This is a genomic window from Chryseobacterium lathyri, from assembly GCF_019970085.1.
In the GTDB taxonomy this organism is placed as follows: Bacteria; Bacteroidota; Bacteroidia; order Flavobacteriales; family Weeksellaceae; genus Chryseobacterium; species Chryseobacterium lathyri.
Genome location: NZ_JAHXYG010000001.1, coordinates 434,155 through 450,375, shown reverse-complemented (window position 1 = coordinate 450,375; position 16,221 = coordinate 434,155). Strand labels below are relative to the sequence as shown.

Annotated in this window: 18 protein-coding genes and 2 tRNA genes; 10 read left to right on the top strand and 10 right to left on the bottom strand. The window is 37.4% G+C overall.

Features of this window, described 5'->3' with window-relative positions; genetic code table 11:
• Positions 1-179 precede the first annotated feature (179 nt).
• Together LC418_RS02145 and LC418_RS02140 are read left to right on the top strand one after the other, a co-directional pair.
• On the top strand, positions 180-1,583 hold the full coding sequence (locus LC418_RS02145) for a nucleoside recognition domain-containing protein (RefSeq protein ID WP_223557937.1): 1,404 nt from the start codon (positions 180-182) through the stop codon (positions 1,581-1,583).
• A gap of 55 nt (positions 1,584-1,638) precedes the next feature.
• Positions 1,639-2,031: a hypothetical protein gene (locus LC418_RS02140; protein ID WP_111954051.1), complete on the top strand. Its 393-nt coding sequence runs from the start codon at positions 1,639-1,641 to the stop codon at positions 2,029-2,031.
• A 14-nt stretch (positions 2,032-2,045) separates the two neighbouring features.
• Here the strand turns inward: LC418_RS02140 and LC418_RS02135 are convergent, their stop codons facing one another.
• From LC418_RS02135 to LC418_RS02120, 4 genes are all read right to left on the bottom strand, one after another.
• Positions 2,046-2,933, bottom strand: coding sequence for a ferric siderophore ABC transporter substrate-binding protein (locus LC418_RS02135; RefSeq protein WP_223557936.1), 888 nt, complete (start codon positions 2,931-2,933; stop codon positions 2,046-2,048).
• A gap of 31 nt (positions 2,934-2,964) precedes the next feature.
• Entirely contained in the window at positions 2,965-3,363 is a 399-nt protein-coding gene (locus LC418_RS02130) for an ExbD/TolR family protein (protein ID WP_111954049.1), read from the bottom strand.
• Between the two features lie 95 nt (positions 3,364-3,458).
• A complete protein-coding gene (locus tag LC418_RS02125) occupies positions 3,459-4,163 on the bottom strand; it encodes a MotA/TolQ/ExbB proton channel family protein (protein WP_111954047.1) in 705 nt (234 codons plus the stop codon).
• Between the two features lie 171 nt (positions 4,164-4,334).
• On the bottom strand, positions 4,335-4,796 hold the full coding sequence (locus LC418_RS02120; protein ID WP_111954045.1) for a hypothetical protein: 462 nt from the start codon (positions 4,794-4,796) through the stop codon (positions 4,335-4,337).
• A gap of 169 nt (positions 4,797-4,965) precedes the next feature.
• Here LC418_RS02120 and LC418_RS02115 point away from each other — a divergent pair, with 169 nt between their 5' ends.
• From LC418_RS02115 to LC418_RS02105, 3 genes are all read left to right on the top strand, one after another.
• Entirely contained in the window at positions 4,966-6,762 is a 1,797-nt protein-coding gene (locus LC418_RS02115) for a DUF885 domain-containing protein (RefSeq protein WP_223557935.1), read from the top strand.
• A 97-nt stretch (positions 6,763-6,859) separates the two neighbouring features.
• Positions 6,860-7,306 (top strand): DinB family protein, encoded by a 447-nt coding sequence (locus LC418_RS02110; protein WP_223557934.1) that lies wholly within the window; start codon positions 6,860-6,862, stop codon positions 7,304-7,306.
• Positions 7,307-7,309: 3 nt separating this feature from the next.
• Entirely contained in the window at positions 7,310-7,663 is a 354-nt protein-coding gene (locus LC418_RS02105) for a hypothetical protein (RefSeq protein WP_111954041.1), read from the top strand.
• A gap of 12 nt (positions 7,664-7,675) precedes the next feature.
• On the opposite strand, the gene nth is transcribed toward LC418_RS02105, so the two are convergent.
• Positions 7,676-8,296, bottom strand: a complete 621-nt coding sequence (gene nth, locus LC418_RS02100; protein ID WP_111954039.1) for an endonuclease III — start codon at positions 8,294-8,296, stop codon at positions 7,676-7,678.
• A 33-nt stretch (positions 8,297-8,329) separates the two neighbouring features.
• On the opposite strand from nth, the gene bcp reads away from it, so the two are divergent.
• On the top strand, positions 8,330-8,779 hold the full coding sequence (gene bcp, locus LC418_RS02095; protein WP_111954037.1) for a thioredoxin-dependent thiol peroxidase: 450 nt from the start codon (positions 8,330-8,332) through the stop codon (positions 8,777-8,779).
• A 92-nt stretch (positions 8,780-8,871) separates the two neighbouring features.
• Here the strand turns inward: bcp and LC418_RS02090 are convergent, their stop codons facing one another.
• From LC418_RS02090 to LC418_RS02070, 5 genes are read right to left on the bottom strand one after another with little or no spacing between them, the layout of a single operon-like run.
• The gene (locus LC418_RS02090; RefSeq protein ID WP_111954035.1) at positions 8,872-9,405 is read right to left on the bottom strand and encodes a GNAT family N-acetyltransferase; all 534 of its coding nucleotides are present in this window, start codon (positions 9,403-9,405) and stop codon (positions 8,872-8,874) included.
• A complete protein-coding gene (locus tag LC418_RS02085) occupies positions 9,374-10,039 on the bottom strand; it encodes a hypothetical protein (protein WP_223557933.1) in 666 nt (221 codons plus the stop codon). Before LC418_RS02085 ends, LC418_RS02090 begins: the two co-directional genes overlap by 32 nt.
• A 31-nt stretch (positions 10,040-10,070) precedes the next feature.
• Positions 10,071-11,153: a mannose-1-phosphate guanylyltransferase gene (locus LC418_RS02080; RefSeq protein ID WP_223557932.1), complete on the bottom strand. Its 1,083-nt coding sequence runs from the start codon at positions 11,151-11,153 to the stop codon at positions 10,071-10,073.
• Positions 11,147-11,746, bottom strand: coding sequence for a SprT-like domain-containing protein (locus tag LC418_RS02075; protein ID WP_111954033.1), 600 nt, complete (start codon positions 11,744-11,746; stop codon positions 11,147-11,149). The genes LC418_RS02080 and LC418_RS02075 overlap by 7 nt, the downstream gene beginning before the upstream one ends.
• 1 nt (position 11,747) lies before the next feature.
• Positions 11,748-13,085, bottom strand: a complete 1,338-nt coding sequence (locus tag LC418_RS02070; protein ID WP_223557931.1) for a TolC family protein — start codon at positions 13,083-13,085, stop codon at positions 11,748-11,750.
• Positions 13,086-13,183: 98 nt separating this feature from the next.
• Between LC418_RS02070 and LC418_RS02065 the strand changes: the two genes are divergently transcribed.
• The 4 genes from LC418_RS02065 to LC418_RS02050 all read left to right on the top strand — a co-directional run bounded on the left by LC418_RS02065 (position 13,184) and on the right by LC418_RS02050 (position 16,171).
• Positions 13,184-14,428, top strand: a complete 1,245-nt coding sequence (locus LC418_RS02065) for a bifunctional folylpolyglutamate synthase/dihydrofolate synthase (protein ID WP_223557930.1) — start codon at positions 13,184-13,186, stop codon at positions 14,426-14,428.
• A gap of 41 nt (positions 14,429-14,469) precedes the next feature.
• Positions 14,470-14,544: transfer RNA gene (locus tag LC418_RS02060), tRNA-Val, on the top strand.
• 35 nt (positions 14,545-14,579) lie between these two features.
• Positions 14,580-14,654, top strand: a tRNA-Val gene (locus LC418_RS02055).
• Positions 14,655-14,968: 314 nt separating this feature from the next.
• Positions 14,969-16,171 (top strand): site-specific integrase, encoded by a 1,203-nt coding sequence (locus LC418_RS02050; protein WP_223557929.1) that lies wholly within the window; start codon positions 14,969-14,971, stop codon positions 16,169-16,171.
• Positions 16,172-16,221 lie beyond the last annotated feature (50 nt).

Below are 16,221 nucleotides of genomic sequence, written 5' to 3'. Positions count from 1 at the left end.
CTTACTGGGCTTATTATCAATACTATATTCCGCATATGTATTATTCTTTTAATACATTGCCTTCCGTAGTTTTGCATATATGTTTACGGATCAATATATCAATGTGAACCAACCGCTTCATTTTAGATTTATTCATTTTTCTCAAATTTTCGCTACATTTAAGACCAAAATAAACTAAAATGGTCCTCAGCAGAATTTGGTCGGCTTTCATTATCGTTGCCATTGCCATTGCCAGTATAAAATACGTTTCGTCTAGCCACTACAAAACCATCTTCAATGATATGGTGGTAGGAAAAGGCGGTGACACGGTTCAGATTGCCTCACAGCCAATGAATACGCTCACCCCGATTGTCAGAGACAGCCTGATGAAAAAAAATGATTTTGCAGACAGCAGGATCCATTATAAGACAGACTCTCTAAAACAGGACGTAAAAGTTTACAGAGTTCAGGAAGCAGACGGCGTTATCGGAACTTCTGAAACCGCAGTAAAGATCTGCATTGGCCTGATTGGGATCATGACCCTGTTCATGGGATTCATGAGTATTGCGGAAAAAGCAGGCGGAATTAATCTTTTAAGCCGTTTTATCCAGCCTTTTTTCTCGAAACTATTTCCTGATATTCCTAAAAACCATCCGGCTTTCGGACATATGCTGATGAATTTCAGCGCCAACCTTCTCGGACTGGATAACGCCGCTACCCCATTTGGTTTAAAAGCGATGGAAAGCCTCCATACCTTAAATCCTAATAAAGACACCGCCAGCAATTCGCAGATTATGTTTCTGTGTCTCCACGCAGGTGGAATGACGCTTATCCCTGTCTCTATCATCGCAATCAGAGCATCAATGGGATCGAAGACTCCTACCGATATTTTTCTCCCGTGTATGATCGCCACTTTTGCAGCAACATTGGCAGCGATGATTATTGTTTCTTTATATCAGAAAATCAATTTATTAAAACCAGTCGTTCTTGCTTATGTAGGTGGAATTTCAGCTCTTATTGCACTTCTGGTTGTTTATTTGGTTCAATTAAGTAAAGACGAATTGGATACGTTCAGTAAAGTATTAAGTAACGGGCTGATTCTCTTCATTTTCCTGGCAATTGTTCTTGGGGCTGTTTATAAAAAAATTAATGTTTTTGATGCATTTATCGAAGGTGCGAAAGAAGGCTTCACGACCTGCGTCAAGATCATTCCTTATTTAGTTGGAATGTTGATTGCAATTTCCCTTTTAAGAACTTCAGGCGTTTTTGATGTCATAATAGACGGAATGAAATGGGTAGCTAACACAGCCGGCTTTGATCCAAGATTTGTGGACGGACTCCCGACTGCACTGATCAAACCTCTTTCCGGATCAGGAGCCAGAGGAATGATGGTAGACACTATGGCCACGTTCGGAGCAGACAGCTTCCAGGGGAAATTGGCAGCGGTTCTTCAGGGGAGCTCAGATACGACGTTTTACGTCATTGCTGTTTATTTTGGAGCCGTAGCTGTAAAGAATACGAGATATACGGTAATTGCGATGCTTCTGGCGGATTTGGTTGGGGTAATTACTGCAATTGCACTGGCATATTTGTTTTTCGCGTAATAGGCAATGGTGGTTGAACCACCAATAACTTTAAATTATAAATTTTAAATTCATTATGATCACAGATAAAGAATTCACATTAAGATTAATACGTCAGTTAACTCAAGCGTTGGAAAAACTGATTCTGGATAAACCTGAAGAAAGCTTAATGCAGAAAGAATTAGACTTTGATTCTTTGATGAAAGATATTTTCAAGATAGATTTTACGGAAATTTCTTCAAAAACAAAAGAAGACATCATTGCAATTGTCAATGAAAGACAGGAAAGAGACCATAAAGATTATTATGAAATGCTGGGGAATCTTTTTTACTTTAAAGGTAAACAGGAGAATAATAAGGACTTTTTAGACAAGTCAAAAACATTTTATGAACTTTATCTCCAGACCAGTGGAATTTTCGCCCTTCCTGTGATAAACAGGATCAATGAAATAAAAAAAGCACTTGAATAAAGTGCTTTTGTATTTTAGAATGTGATTTTATAAGTTCCGGTAGAGGAAGTACTTGCTTTTTCAGCTTTGACATATTTCTTAACCCATGCCACCGCGTTCGATGTAATGCAGGGATCGGATGTTCCGCCTGATCTTTTTGCTGAAACCACATTCCCGGCTTTATCCACAGTATAAGCAACTGTAATGGTTCCACTTGCTTTACAGCTGTTTGCAGGCTGTTCTCCACCCCTTCCCATAGTTCCGGGGATGTATCCGATCAGTTTTCTGTCAATCCCCACTTTGCTGTCTCCGCTTCCGTCACCGCCTAAAGGATCTCCCGCATTTCCTATTCCGCTGCCTGTACCCTGGCTTCCGGCTTTTGTTCCTCTCCCCCTGATCAGGTTTCCGATGGCTGCATTTCCTTTTCCGTCACCGCTTCCGGTTTTGGAATTCGCCGTTGTTGCTCCCGTCTTTTTAGTATTCTTTGAAGCGCTTGAACTTGTTGACGTCTTTTTATCTGTCTTTTTTGATTCTTCTTTTTTGGGAATGCTCACCTTAGAATTGTTTCCTGTAATTACCTTTTCCTTTACCTCCGTTTTTTTAGGTTCAGGTGCGGGTTCTGGCTTTATGACCGTTTTTGTTTCCGGTACGGGCGTTTCAGCAGGCTCGGGAGTTACTTCTTCTGTGGCCGCAGCCAAACTTCCCGGCTGATCGGCAGGCTCTTCAATTCCGTTTCCATTCCTGTTGTCTCCGAAATTAACAAGCATTGTTGTCATCACCTCATCCGGTTGTTTATCCAACTCCGGCTTCAGTTTATAAAGAAAAACAAAAAGCAAAATCGCAGACCAGATAAGGATGGAAAGTATAGCACTCTTTATCCTGTCTCTATTTTGCTCGTTTTTGTTTACAATGTAACTTTTCATTTTAAATGATCTTTCCGGCTTTCCGGAGGTATTATTTATCTTTAACGGTTGCAATAGCAATATTAAATTTATTCTTTTCAGCAATTTCCATCACAAAAACAACATCTTTATGCATGGTATTTTCATCTGCACGAATGGTAAATGATTTATTCGCCTGCCCCGTTAATTTACTGACAATTACTGATTCCAGTTGTTCCCTTGTAACGGGATTATCATCAACAAAATAAGAGCCGTCCGGTTTAATACTTACCGTTAAAGGATTAGGAATATTATCTTCTACCGCACCCGCTTTTGGTAACTTTACATCAATCGCGCTTTGATTGGCGGCTGACGAAGTTATCATAAAGAATATCAGCATCAGCAAGATAACATCTGTCATCGCTGCCAAACTGAATTCGGGGTTCGCTTTATTTCTTCTCTGAATTTTCATCTGTTTCTTTTTACTTTTTTAATGGTCAGATGGAATCGCTTAATACATTATTATTTTAAAGATAGATGTTTTGTAAGCGATTTCATAAGAAAGATTTATAAAGGTTTGTTGATAAGGTCTAAAAACTCTCCCGACATATTCTGCGCTTTCAATACAAACTTATCAATTCTCGTTAAAAGTATATTGTAAAAAAAGTTAGCAGGAATAGCTACAGCCAAACCTACTGCCGTTTGTCCCAATGCCGTATAAATACCTTCAGACAATGTTTTAGGCGAGAAAGATCCTGTGGCATGAGAAAGGTTAAAGAAAGCGATGATCATCCCGATAACCGTTCCTAAAAGCCCCAACATCGGTGCAATACTCGGTACCACAGCCAAAAGGTTCAGATTCTTCTCCATATTCGCTACTTCTACCTGAGCCTGCGATTCCATGGCGCTTACAATATCAGAAACAGGGCGTCCCAATCTTGAAATCCCCTTTTCCAAAATTCTGCCTTCCGGAGAATTCTGTCTTTTACAGTAATCCGCAGCCGATTCAATTTTCCCTTCTTTGATAAAATCTTCAATATTCTCCATGAAGTTGGCATCTGTCTTTGAAGTCAGCCTTTTAATAAAGAAAAAACGTTCAAAGAACAGATAGAGTGAAAATACACCTAAAGCCAGAACGATAAACATTACAATTTTAGCGAAAGCCCCTCCGTGGAACATGATCTTCCAAAATGAAAATTCTAAATCGTCTGTTGCAACTGCAGGAGCAGTAATCTGTGCAAATAAAATCTGAGTAAGTTCCGTTAACAGCATTAATGTGAATTTTTATAAAATTTTAACGACAAATGTAGTGGAATATTATGAATTGCTCTCTTAAAAATTGTTTAAAAACAACTTAAAATTTGTTATGATTAAAAGACAGCAAATTTCTTTCCAAAAGAAAATTTTGAAAAGAAATCTGCTGTAAAAATGATGAGAAAACGGTTAGTCCTCGTCTATAACAATACCGTCCTGCTTAAATTCGCATTTTAGACGGAATGGGATTGGTGTATCGGATCCTGTATAGAAATCGTCAATAGTTCCTTTCCAGATCACCTGAAGCTCACCCTCTTCATTTTTTTCAAACTGAAGTTCATTATCATAGATAAATGCATCTTCATCATCAAATAAATCCACTTCTGTATAAGTTTCTTCATCAGAATCATTGATTTTAATGGTTTTCCCTTCAATCTCCTTCGATTCGATCGGAAAATCAAAAATTTCAAGTGAAAGCTGCGGAAAGTTGTACTGTAATGAATCATCATCTACATGATCCAAACTGTCATCCGTTATAATTTCAACCTCTAATAAATGTTGTTGGTTGCTGTAGACTGCTTTACAATAAGTGTTTCTAATATTGTATTTTAGGGTCTCCTCCGGATGGTAAATTTTTAAAATCCCTTTCATTATTTCTTAAAAAAGAGCTGTAATAATATGATTGTTAAAACGTTTTAGACAAAGATAAAAAATTGATTCAAAGTTGAAAATATTTTGAAAATTATTTTTTTAAATCATTATGATTAATTATTCCGTATATGCCAATAATACTTACTTTTGCTTCATAAAGATTCTGAAAATGAAAAACATTTTATCAAAAGGTATTTTGGGACTGGGACTGGTGATCAGCCTGGCAGCCTGCAAAAAATCTGATTCTCCGCTGACGAAAGTAACACCTACCAATATGGATTCTATTGCATCCAATTATTATGAGCAGTATCTTAAATTGTATCCTTTAGAAGCAACTTCCCAGGGAGATACGAGATATAATGACCAGCTTCCCATTAATATTGACAGGGATTTTATTTCCGGAGAGATTGCTTTTTACAATTCTGTTCAGAAGCAATTGGAAAACGTTGATTATAAAGGCCTTTCGGATGAAGAAAAGGTTGTTTATGATGTTCTGGATTATACTTTAAAAGATAAAATAGAAGCATATGCCTATCATCCGGAATATATTCCGTTCACACAGTTTGGGGGCCTTCCCCTGAATTTCCCCTTGTATGGAAGCGGAGAGGGAAGCCAGCCTTTCAAAACAGAAAAAGATTACGATGACTGGCTGAAAAGAATGGAAAAATTCCCAGACTGGATGAATGCTGCTGCAGAAAATTTCCGTGAAGGAATCAACAATAAGATTGTTCTTCCTAAAAAACTGGTGGTCAAAATGATTCCCCAGATGAAGGCTGAGGAAATCACTACAGCCGATATGGAAAAAAATATTTTCTACGGACCTGTTAAAAAATTCCCGAAAAACTTTACAAAAGCTCAAAAAGATAAGTATTCGGCTCTTTATGCTGATGCTATTACCAAAAAAATTATTCCTGCCTATACCAAAATGGGAGCATTTCTGGAAAAGGAGTATCTTCCGAAAGCACGGGATACAGATGGCTACAACAGCCTTCCGAACGGGAATGAGATATACAGATATTATGCTAAAAGCTGGACAACGACAAAAAAAACTCCTGAAGAGATCAATAAAATAGGATTGCAGCAGGTGGCAATGCTCCGTGCAGAAATGGAAAAAGTAAAGCAACAGGTAGGCTTTACCGGAACACTGGAGGAGTTTATCAACTTTGTAAAAACAGATCCTAAAGCCATGCCTTATAAGACTTCCAAAGAGGTTTTGGATGGGTTCAACGGTATTTTAGCGAAGATTACACCTAAGCTGAAGACTATGTTCGGTATAACGCCTAAAACAAAGTTTGAAATCAGACAAACGGAAAAATTCAGGGAAGCAAGTGCCAGTGCAGAATATATCCAGGGGACTCCGGACGGAAAAAGGCCGGGAATATTTTATATACCGCTTCCTGATCCTGCCAAATTCAATGTAACATCTGGAATGGAATCTCTTTTCCTTCACGAAGCTATTCCGGGGCACCATTATCAGGTTTCTCTTCAGCAGGAGAACACCAAGCTTCCTAAGTTTATGAGATTCGGATGGTTCGGTGCTTATGGCGAAGGCTGGGCACACTATTGCGAAACACTGGGTCCTGAATTCGGACTGTATACGGATCCTTACCAGAAAATGGGCTATCTGAGCGATCAGATGCTGAGAGCGGTAAGACTGGTAGTGGATACGGGACTTCATACGGGAACTATGAAAAGAGAGGAAGCTATTAAATATTTCCTGAGTAATATTTCTTATGATGAAGCCAGCGCAACTGCAGAAGTGGAAAGATATATGGCGATGCCGGGCCAGGCATTAGGATACAAGATTGGTTCTCTTCGTATCCGGGAGCTTAGAGAAAAGTATCAGAAAGAACTTGGGAGTAAATTCAATCTGGCCAGCTTCCATGATGAGATCTTAAGCCAGGGATGCCTGCCCCTTGATGTACTAAACAGAAAGATGGAACTTTGGGCAAAAAAGCAGAAATAAATTGCCTTAAACATATCATATTAAGATGGGATGATTAATTTTAATGTCCCATCTTTTTTTGAGAAAAAGTTTAACGAGTCAATAAATAAAAATTACCATGATCACAGAAAACCTAAGATCTCTCTACAACAGAGATTTAAATAAATTAAAAACAGAAATAGAGTCCTACAGGAATGAAAACGTAATTTGGAAAACCGATAAAAACATTTCAAATTCTGCAGGAAATCTCTGCCTTCACCTGGTAGGCAACCTCAATAATTATATAGGTGCAGAGCTTGGTAAAACCGGCTATATCAGGAACAGGGAACTGGAATTTTCATTAAAGGATGTTCCGAAAGCTGAACTTATTGAGAAAGTAACGGCAACTATAGCGATGGTAAATGACGTGCTCAGCAAATTAACAGCTGAAGATCTTGAAAAGGAATATCCTCTTGTTGTTTTCGAAGATACAATGACTACAGGCTACTTTTTAATTCATTTGCTCACCCATCTGGATTATCATTTGGGGCAGATCAATTATCACAGAAGATTACTGGATATATAAAATATGAAGAAAGTATTTACTCCTGTCATTAATACTTCAAGCTTTGAAGAACTGATTTTGAAAAAACAGGGAAACGAAGGAAACAGTACCCTGGTTATCAGTACCATTGATGAGAAAATTAAGAATACTGATATTTATGCCGGCTTCATTAATCTTTGTCAGGAATTCAATATTGAAGTTCAAAATTTTATGCAGGATGATTTCTGCCATGTTGTTATTTCAGTAAATGGCACCGGATCTCTTTCTATGATGTATGAAGATCCTTTTACAGATATTAGCATAGACCTGGCTTCTGTGCTCTACAGAGAGCTGTCTATACAAATCAAAAACCGGGATTTTATACAAAAAATTCTATAAAAGAAATAAATTCTATTTTTCGAACATCATTTTTGTAATGAAATCCTTCTCCCCTTTTCCTCTGGCTGGGGAATATTCTCTTCCGTAGTAAATAATCTGCAGATGAAGCTTGTTCCATACCTCTTCCGGAAATATTGCCTTGGCATCTTTTTCAGTTTCCACTACATTTTTCCCTGAGGTAAGCTTCCATTGCGTCATCAGTCTGTGGATATGGGTATCAACCGGAAAAGCCGGGAATCCGAAGGCCTGGCTCATGACTACAGAGGCGGTTTTATGCCCTACTCCGGGAAGTGCTTCCAGTTCTTCGTAGGTTTGAGGAACGATACCGTTGTGTCTTTCCAGTAAAAGTTCCGCCATTCTTTTAAGGTTTTTGGCTTTAGTATTGGATAATCCTATTTCTTTGATCAGTTCCTTGATCTGATATTCTTCCAGTTTAGCCATCCTTTGCGGAGTTCCGGCGACTTCAAAAAGATGGGGCGTTACCTGATTTACTTTTTTATCCGTCGTCTGTGCAGAAAGCGCTACAGCAACCATCAGGGTATAAGGATCGGTGTGATCTAAAGGAATCGGTGTTGTGGGATATAATTTATCCAATTCTCTCTGAACAAGCTCAGCTCTTTGCTTTTTTGTCATTTAACCATTAAATTTGAACAAAATTAATTCATTATGTTGAAAGTAGGAGATAAATTACCTGAATTTGAAGGAACAAATCAGGATGGCGAAACAATAACCTCATCCAAATTGCTTGGAAAGAAATTAGTCCTTTTCTTTTATCCTCAGGCCAACACTCCTACATGTACTGTGGAAGCCTGTAACCTGAGCGACAATTATTCGAAGCTTGAAAAAGCCGGATATCAACTTCTGGGCGTGAGCGGCGATACGGTAAAAAAGCAAAAGAATTTCCACAGTAAATTCGCTTTTCCATATGATCTTATTGCTGATGAAAACCATGATGTCATCGAAAAATTCGGGGTTTGGCAGGAGAAAAAAACGTTTGGGAAAACATATATGGGAATTGTAAGAACCACTTTTATTTTTGATGAAAATGGCGTTTGTACAAGAGTGATTGAAAAAGTAACGTCAAAGACTGCTGCTGAGCAGATTCTGGAAGGATAATTTTCTTTTGAAACACAGATATCACTACTATTTTCACAAATAATACAATTTACATCTCTGTATTATTTGTGAAAATATTTTTTATGGATTTATTATTCGGTTTCGTAATAGTTTAATTCTTCGGTTTCTCCAGGAAGAATGACATGTTTTTTGAATTTTAATCCCAATTTTTCGATCAGTTTTTGGGAAGAAATATTATCTTTTGAAATGATAGCAGATATTTTTGTTAACCCAAATTCATCCATCCCGATAGATTTTACCTTCTGAGCAGCTTCAAAGGCATATCCTTTTCCTTCAAATTCTTCCAGTAGAGAATACCCGATATCCACAATATCAAGACCTTCTCTTTCGAAAATTCCTACTGCTCCTACTTTTTCGTTTCCTTCTTTAGTTACTAAGAGATAGTTTCCATATCCCAGTCTTTCAATCTGTGGAGCAAATCTGTTCAGTATATAGTTTTCTGCATCTTCAATGGTATTCACATTGCGGTTGCCGATATGTTGAATAAATTTTGGCCTGTTATAAAGCTCAAAGACAAAATCTTTGTCTTCACGAGACATAGGACGAAGTATTAATCGTTCGGTCTCATAAGTATTATTTGCGTTTGGGTGTTTTTCTAGGCTCATCTTTCTTTGGTTCTTCTTTTTTTTCGATTTTTAAAAGTCTCGGGTTATTAGCACATTTTTTATTGTAGAGTTCAATATAAGTTCCATTATCCTTTACATTGCTTACAACACCTGTTGATTTATTGACAGTCACCGTATAATGTGTTTTTTGATAAGGACATTCTTTTGAAGTCAGCTTTCCAAGATCCAGATAATAATGGGCGGCATCTTCATAATAATTGCCGGCAACATCTTTAAACTCCTCATCCACCATATACCCGTCAGCTGTCAGAACAATGGCGACTTCTTCAGCATTATCAATTTTCCCAACAAACTTTTTCAGATTTTCCAGATCTGTAATGTAATTCATTTTTCCACCTGCTGAGTATGCAATATAATAAAAGCTGTCTTCTTCAGGGAATAGATTAAAACCGGTAAACTGTGGTGTATAGTCTGTTTTTCCACCAGATGTTCTGATCTCCTGGTTTTTTCCGTAACTGTTATAAACCAGCACCCAGGAATCTATCCTGTCATTTGGAATAATTTGTTGTAAAATATTGGGAATACCTGAAAAGTTTTTCTTGTTTTGGGAATATCCTAGAAATCCCAAAAGCAGAAATATAAGAACTATTGATCGTATTGCAGTTTTCATCATAATTTTAAAAATCAGCAGAAAGATAGCAATATTACATGAATTTATCTCCTTTCTTAAAACTTTTAAGATCAAGAACATAGTCTTTTATCAGCTGGTCATTGTCTCTGGGGCAGATCAGCAGCGCCTTATCTGTGTCTACAACAATAAAATCTTCAAGACCATCAATGATCACAGCTTTATTATTGTTCTTAAGACGAATAATGTTTCCCTTTGAATTATAGTTCAGGAAATGCCTTAGCTTTACTGCATTTCCATTCTCATCCTTTTCAGTGTTTTCATATACGGAAGTCCATGTGCCCAGATCGCTCCATCCAAGATCTGAAGGGATAACATACACGTTCTTTGCTTTCTCAAGGATTCCGTTATCAATGGAAATTTTTTGAACTTTCGGATAAATGGTTTCAATACACCCGTTTTCCTTCGCAGAATTATATTCACATGCCATGAAATGCTGCATCATTTCAGGAAGATACAGCTCAAATGCATGATGAATGCTCTTTACATTCCAGATAAAAATCCCTGCATTCCACAGGAAATCGCCGCTTTCTAAAAAGCTCTGTGCAATTTCAAGAATAGGCTTTTCCGTAAAGGTTTTTACTTTAAAATAATCTGAACCTTTCTTTTCCACAAACTGGATATATCCGTATCCGGTATCCGGTCTTGTAGGGGTAATACCCAAAGTTACCAGATAATCATGTTGGGCAGCAAGATCAAAAGCAAGCTCCACTTTCTCCAGAAATATATCTTCTTTTAAGATCAGGTGATCTGCCGGAAGAACAATCATGGTTGCATCCGGATTAATTTCAGCAATCTTGTTGGCCATGTACAGATTACAGGCCGCTGTATTTTTCATCAGGGGTTCGCCCACAATATTTTCTTCAGGAATCTCCGGAAGCTGCTGATGGGAAAGCGTAACATATTCTTTATTCGTTATCACGAATATCTGTTCTTTAGGAATGATCCGGCTGATTCTGTCATAAGTCTGCTGAATCATGGTACGCCCTGTTCCTAAAATATCCTGAAACTGCTTTGGAAATTTCTGTGTACTCATTGGCCAGAACCGGCTCCCGATTCCTCCCGCCATGATGACACAGTATCTATCTGATTTTAACATTCTTGCCTACATTTTTCAACCCTAGCCAGAGGCTTGAAAGAATACTTTCTTCCTGTAGCCAGATTCTTACAAAGATAGTTTTTTTTAATCAGACCTTCTAATAAATACTTTTCGTTGCGATATATAAAAAATTCTCCTTTTTGAAGCTCTTCAATGAAATGCAATCTATCATCCTGTTTCTCAGTATGAAAATATCTTACAAGATCCGGGCTGGCCATGAAATTGGCCTTTGGGGATTTTGAAAATCTTATGATAATAGGCCTAAGATCTTCGTCGTAAATCTCAAGACTTTCAAGAAGCATATTTCTAAATGTTTCTTTCCATTCGTTACCATGCGGCGATATTCTTCGTCCGTATTTTTCAAAGGCAATCAGATGAGCCAGCTCGTGGGTAAGGACAAAGAAAAAAAGCGGTGGCGTTAGTGTTGAATTGACAGTTATTTCATGGGAGTTATCAGGAAGCTTTCTGTAATCTCCCAACTTAGAGTTTCTGCCTCGCGTCACTTTTATATGAATATAATAATCCGAAAACCAGACTCTTAAATATTTATGGGTGTTTTGAGGTAAATATTTTTCTAATGACTGAATAGACATTTTACAAAGTTAATGGAATTCCTGAATAGAAATTCAGCAGTTTAAGACTGAAAAGATAATTATATTTTGCCTGGGCAACAGATCCCTGGGCATTGGCATAGTTATTCCTGGCTACATTCACATCATAAATTGTCGATCTTCCTGCCGCATAACTTTTATCCGCAAATTCTAAAGCCAGCTTTGTACTTTTCTCCGTTTCCACTGCCGAAAGGAAAGTTTCGTAATTGGCATCCACATCAAACTGAGCCTTCTGTACATTCTGTCTTACCGTCTGCTTCTGTTGTTCCAGGGTATTTTTAGCGATACTCTGGTTAATTACAGACTGCTCTACCTGCAGCTTGGTAATTCCTTTGTTGAAAATAGGAATATTCAGGGAAAGTCCTATATTCTGACCGAAATTATCTTTATACTGCTGGAAAAAAGAAGGATCATTAACAAGATTCCCAAGCTGGTCGTAGTTTTTACTTAACATATTATTATAGAACGAAGAAACACCGGCATTCGCTGTCAGTGTTGGCCAAAACCCAGTTTTGGTTACTTCCGTCTGTGCTTCAGCAGACCTGATTCTGCTTTCTGCAGCTTTTATCTGCGGTTGGTTTTCATAGGCGGTAGTAAGAACGTCATCCACAGAGGTAAGCTGGGACGGCAGTGTATCAGAAACAGTTACATCTTCCACATCAAAACCTTTATATTCGGGAAGCTGTAAAAGCTGAACAATGGCAAACAAAGCTCTTCCTACATTTATTTCCGCAGTTTTAAGATTCTGCTTTTCTCTCGCTAAGGCTGCTTCTGCCTCTGCCAGGATAGTTTGTGCAGTTGTTCCTACCTGGGTTGTTATTTTGGCTCTGTCATATTGTTTCTGAGCATTCTCTACCGCACTCTGGGAGATTTTAACAATTTCCTTGTTCAGGAGGACAGTAAGATACTGCTGTGCAATCTGCAGAGAAATATCATTTTTAATGGTTTCTATATCATATTGGCTGGCTTCTACATCAAACTGTATTTTTCTGATGTTTTTCTCTAATCTGCCATTATTGTAAAGCAGAACATCCGCACCCAGGTTCGCGCTGTTGTTGAATCTGTCATTTCTGATACTACCTGTACCCAATGGAAGCTGCCCGAAACCCACTGAATTGGACATTCCTGCGGATACAGAAGGCAGGTATTCCTTTTTAGCCATTTTAAGGTTAGAATCCTGGATCTGTTTAGAATATTGATTTTGGATAACCTGGAGATTATGCTCAACAGCATAGTCTACACATTCTCTTAAGGACCATTTCTTCTGAGCGCTTAGCCCCAGACAACTTAATCCAAAAACGATAATCCAAACTTTTTTCATATTAAGAATTTTCCATATTAGACGAGCCAAATATAAAAAAGTTACAGTTTAAAAAAATTATTGTTTCATTTTAATAAAACTTTTGAGAATTTTGCATCATGACAACCGAACAATATCAGGAATCTGTCGACTGGCTTTTCGTACAGGCTCCCAATTATCAAATTGACGGACTGAAAGCCTATAAGCCTGGGTTAGAAAACATTACAAAGCTTTGTACTTTCTTTGGAAACCCACAGGAAAAGATACGATGCATCCACATCGGAGGCACAAACGGCAAAGGATCCACCAGCAACATGCTGGCTTCAGTTCTGCAGGAAGCAGGATACAAAGTTGGTTTATACAATTCTCCGCACCTTATTGATTTTACGGAACGTATTAAAGTGAACGGTAAAAACTGCAGTAAAGAGTTTGTCTATCATTTTATCCAAAAACTAAAAACCCTTCCTGAAGATATCCTCCCTTCTTTTTTTGAATTTACAACAATCATGGCATTTGAATATTTTTATCAGCAAAAGGTAGATTTTGCCATTATTGAGGTTGGTCTTGGCGGAAGACTGGATTCAACAAATATCATTAAACCTTTGGTAGCTGCAATTACTAATGTACAGCTGGATCACCAGAATATTTTGGGAGACAGTATTGAAGAGATCGCTGCAGAAAAGGCAGGAATCATTAAGGCCAATATTCCGGTAATTTCCGGAGACGAAAATGAGACCGTTAAAAACATTATCCAACAGACAGCGGATAAAGAAAATGCCCCTTTTATTGATGCTACAATTATACATTCTGATCTGAATTCTGATCTTAAAGGAAATTATCAGAAGAAAAATATCCGGGTGGTTCTTGCATTGATTGAAGAATTAAAAAAAATAAATATTCCCGTTTCTGAAGAAAATATTGAGATAGGATTACTTAAAGTCCATCAAAATACGGGTTTCATCGGACGTTGGTTTGAGTTTTCAAAAGATCCGCTTACGATCTGTGATACCGGACACAACCAGGCCGGACTTGAGTATGTATTTTCTCAACTGAACACCATAAACAAACATAAACACGTTATTTTAGGGTTTGTGAATGATAAAAAGATAGATGAAGTAATGGCTCTTCTTCCTGAAAATTCTGAATTTTATTTTGCCAAACCATCCATCAACAGGGGAAGACACCCTGAAGACTATGAAAATCTCTTGCAGGAGGCAAAAATTTCTTATACAATTTTCGATTCCGTACAGGAAGCGTATCTTTCTGCAAAAGAGCGATGTACAAAAGAAGAAATGATTTTCATCGGTGGAAGCAACTTTGTTGTAGGAGAATTTTTAGAAAAAAATTTGGAGATTTCTGAATAAGTCGTATATTTGCACCACTCTAAACGAGGAAACAAGTATAGGGGCTCTTAGCTCAGTTGGTTCAGAGCATCTGGTTTACACCCAGAGGGTCGGGGGTTCGAATCCCTCAGGGCCCACACAAAGGTAACTGAAGCCTTTCAAAAAAAGTTCAGGGCTCTTAGCTCAGTTGGTTCAGAGCATCTGGTTTACACCCAGAGGGTCGGGGGTTCGAATCCCTCAGGGCCCACAAAATCTCTCAATGTATTGGGAGATTTTTTTGTTTATGTTTATTCATGGGAGTTTACAGAGGTTCTGAAATTTTGTTTGAATTGTTGAAAAGGATTCGTATTAGTTCTTTTGTTGATTTTGAGGCATACTTTTAGGTTACCCACTTTTGCACTAGGTTACCCATTTCATTTTTTAGACATTCTACTTTCATTTTAATCCTAAAATTTAGGTTAAAAAGAGCAAAATTCTGCTCCTAAAAATCACTAAAAAAATTAGACTCAGGTTACCCATTAGGTTACCCACTCCAAGTCTAGGTTACCCATTTTAACCCCCATGAATACTATGAAACTCTCAATACTATTTCTACTAAGAAGAAACAAAGCTAACATAAAAGGTCTATGTCCTATTGAATGTAGAATCACTTTAGACAAACAAAGAAAACCTTTCTCAACTGGTATTTTTATCAACCCAGAATATTGGAATGCTTCAAAACAGAAAGCCCATCCTCCTAACAAAGGAAACAACCAAGTCAACACCCAACTAAGCCTGATTAAACAAGAAATTAATCAGGCTTTTTTGTTCCTACAAGTTCAGGAAAAGGAATTTAGTGTAGATGATATTTACAGTCAGTTCAAAGGAGAAAATGTTAAGCTTGATAAATCCATAAAAGAAATGTTTCATCTACACATAACAAAACAGGAAAAGCTAATAGGAATATCAACAACAAAAGTATCTGTGGCTAAGTTCTATCAAACACAAGCTCATGTATTATCTTTTATTAAGAAGAAATACAACAGATCAGATTACCTGTTAAAAGATATGTCTATGGCATTTATTACAGAGTTTGAGTTTTACTTGAAAACTGAAAAGAGATTTATGCAGAATACAATCTACAAGACTTTACAAAGGTTTAGGCAGATTGTTAAGCTGTCTGTAGCATTAGATTTCTTACCCAAAGACCCTTTCCTACTCTATAAAGGTAAGAAGCCTAAAAAAGAGATTGTATTCTTATCTAAAGATGAGTTAAGGAATCTGGAACAACATCAATTTGCATCTGAGAGACTACAACAAGTAGCTGACATGTTTATTTTCTGCTGTTATACAGGTTTAGCTTATACTGAAATGGCAACATTAAAAGAAAGTAATATTCAGACTGGATTTGATGATAATAAATGGCTTTATATTAAAAGACAGAAAACTAAGAAGAGCTATGAAGTCCCTTTATTAGCAAAAGCTTCTGACATCTTAGATAAGTACAGAACTGAAGATCAGTTATTACCTGTGGTTTCAAATCAAAGGTTTAATTCTTATTTAAAGGAGATAGCAGAGATTGTAGGGATTGATAAAACCCTAACACACCATATAGCAAGAAAGACCTTTGCATCAACTATTCTACTCTTCAATAATGTACCAATGGAAATAGTTTCTGAGCTACTTGGTCATTCTGAGATTGGGATTACACAACAACATTATGCTAAGATTGTGAAGGAGAAGGTTAGTGAAGAGATGAGTAAGCTAAATTCTAAGCTTAAGTGAGCTTATGTATTATTAACTCTTTGTATTTTTACAGAGAGTTAATTTTCAAT

Bases quoted from the DNA above. Each gene is read 5' to 3' on its own strand.
- LC418_RS02145 (WP_223557937.1), top strand. From the start codon at position 180: ATGGTCCTCAGCAGAATTTGGTCGGCTTTCATTATCGTTGCCATTGCC.
- LC418_RS02140 (WP_111954051.1), top strand. From the start codon at position 1,639: ATGATCACAGATAAAGAATTCACATTAAGATTAATACGTCAGTTAACT.
- LC418_RS02135 (WP_223557936.1), bottom strand. From the start codon at position 2,933: ATGAAAAGTTACATTGTAAACAAAAACGAGCAAAATAGAGACAGGATA.
- LC418_RS02130 (WP_111954049.1), bottom strand. From the start codon at position 3,363: ATGAAAATTCAGAGAAGAAATAAAGCGAACCCCGAATTCAGTTTGGCA.
- LC418_RS02125 (WP_111954047.1), bottom strand. From the start codon at position 4,163: ATGCTGTTAACGGAACTTACTCAGATTTTATTTGCACAGATTACTGCT.
- LC418_RS02120 (WP_111954045.1), bottom strand. From the start codon at position 4,796: ATGAAAGGGATTTTAAAAATTTACCATCCGGAGGAGACCCTAAAATAC.
- LC418_RS02115 (WP_223557935.1), top strand. From the start codon at position 4,966: ATGAAAAACATTTTATCAAAAGGTATTTTGGGACTGGGACTGGTGATC.
- LC418_RS02110 (WP_223557934.1), top strand. From the start codon at position 6,860: ATGATCACAGAAAACCTAAGATCTCTCTACAACAGAGATTTAAATAAA.
- LC418_RS02105 (WP_111954041.1), top strand. From the start codon at position 7,310: ATGAAGAAAGTATTTACTCCTGTCATTAATACTTCAAGCTTTGAAGAA.
- nth (WP_111954039.1), bottom strand. From the start codon at position 8,296: ATGACAAAAAAGCAAAGAGCTGAGCTTGTTCAGAGAGAATTGGATAAA.
- bcp (WP_111954037.1), top strand. From the start codon at position 8,330: ATGTTGAAAGTAGGAGATAAATTACCTGAATTTGAAGGAACAAATCAG.
- LC418_RS02090 (WP_111954035.1), bottom strand. From the start codon at position 9,405: ATGAGCCTAGAAAAACACCCAAACGCAAATAATACTTATGAGACCGAA.
- LC418_RS02085 (WP_223557933.1), bottom strand. From the start codon at position 10,039: ATGATGAAAACTGCAATACGATCAATAGTTCTTATATTTCTGCTTTTG.
- LC418_RS02080 (WP_223557932.1), bottom strand. From the start codon at position 11,153: ATGTTAAAATCAGATAGATACTGTGTCATCATGGCGGGAGGAATCGGG.
- LC418_RS02075 (WP_111954033.1), bottom strand. From the start codon at position 11,746: ATGTCTATTCAGTCATTAGAAAAATATTTACCTCAAAACACCCATAAA.
- LC418_RS02070 (WP_223557931.1), bottom strand. From the start codon at position 13,085: ATGAAAAAAGTTTGGATTATCGTTTTTGGATTAAGTTGTCTGGGGCTA.
- LC418_RS02065 (WP_223557930.1), top strand. From the start codon at position 13,184: ATGACAACCGAACAATATCAGGAATCTGTCGACTGGCTTTTCGTACAG.
- LC418_RS02050 (WP_223557929.1), top strand. From the start codon at position 14,969: ATGAATACTATGAAACTCTCAATACTATTTCTACTAAGAAGAAACAAA.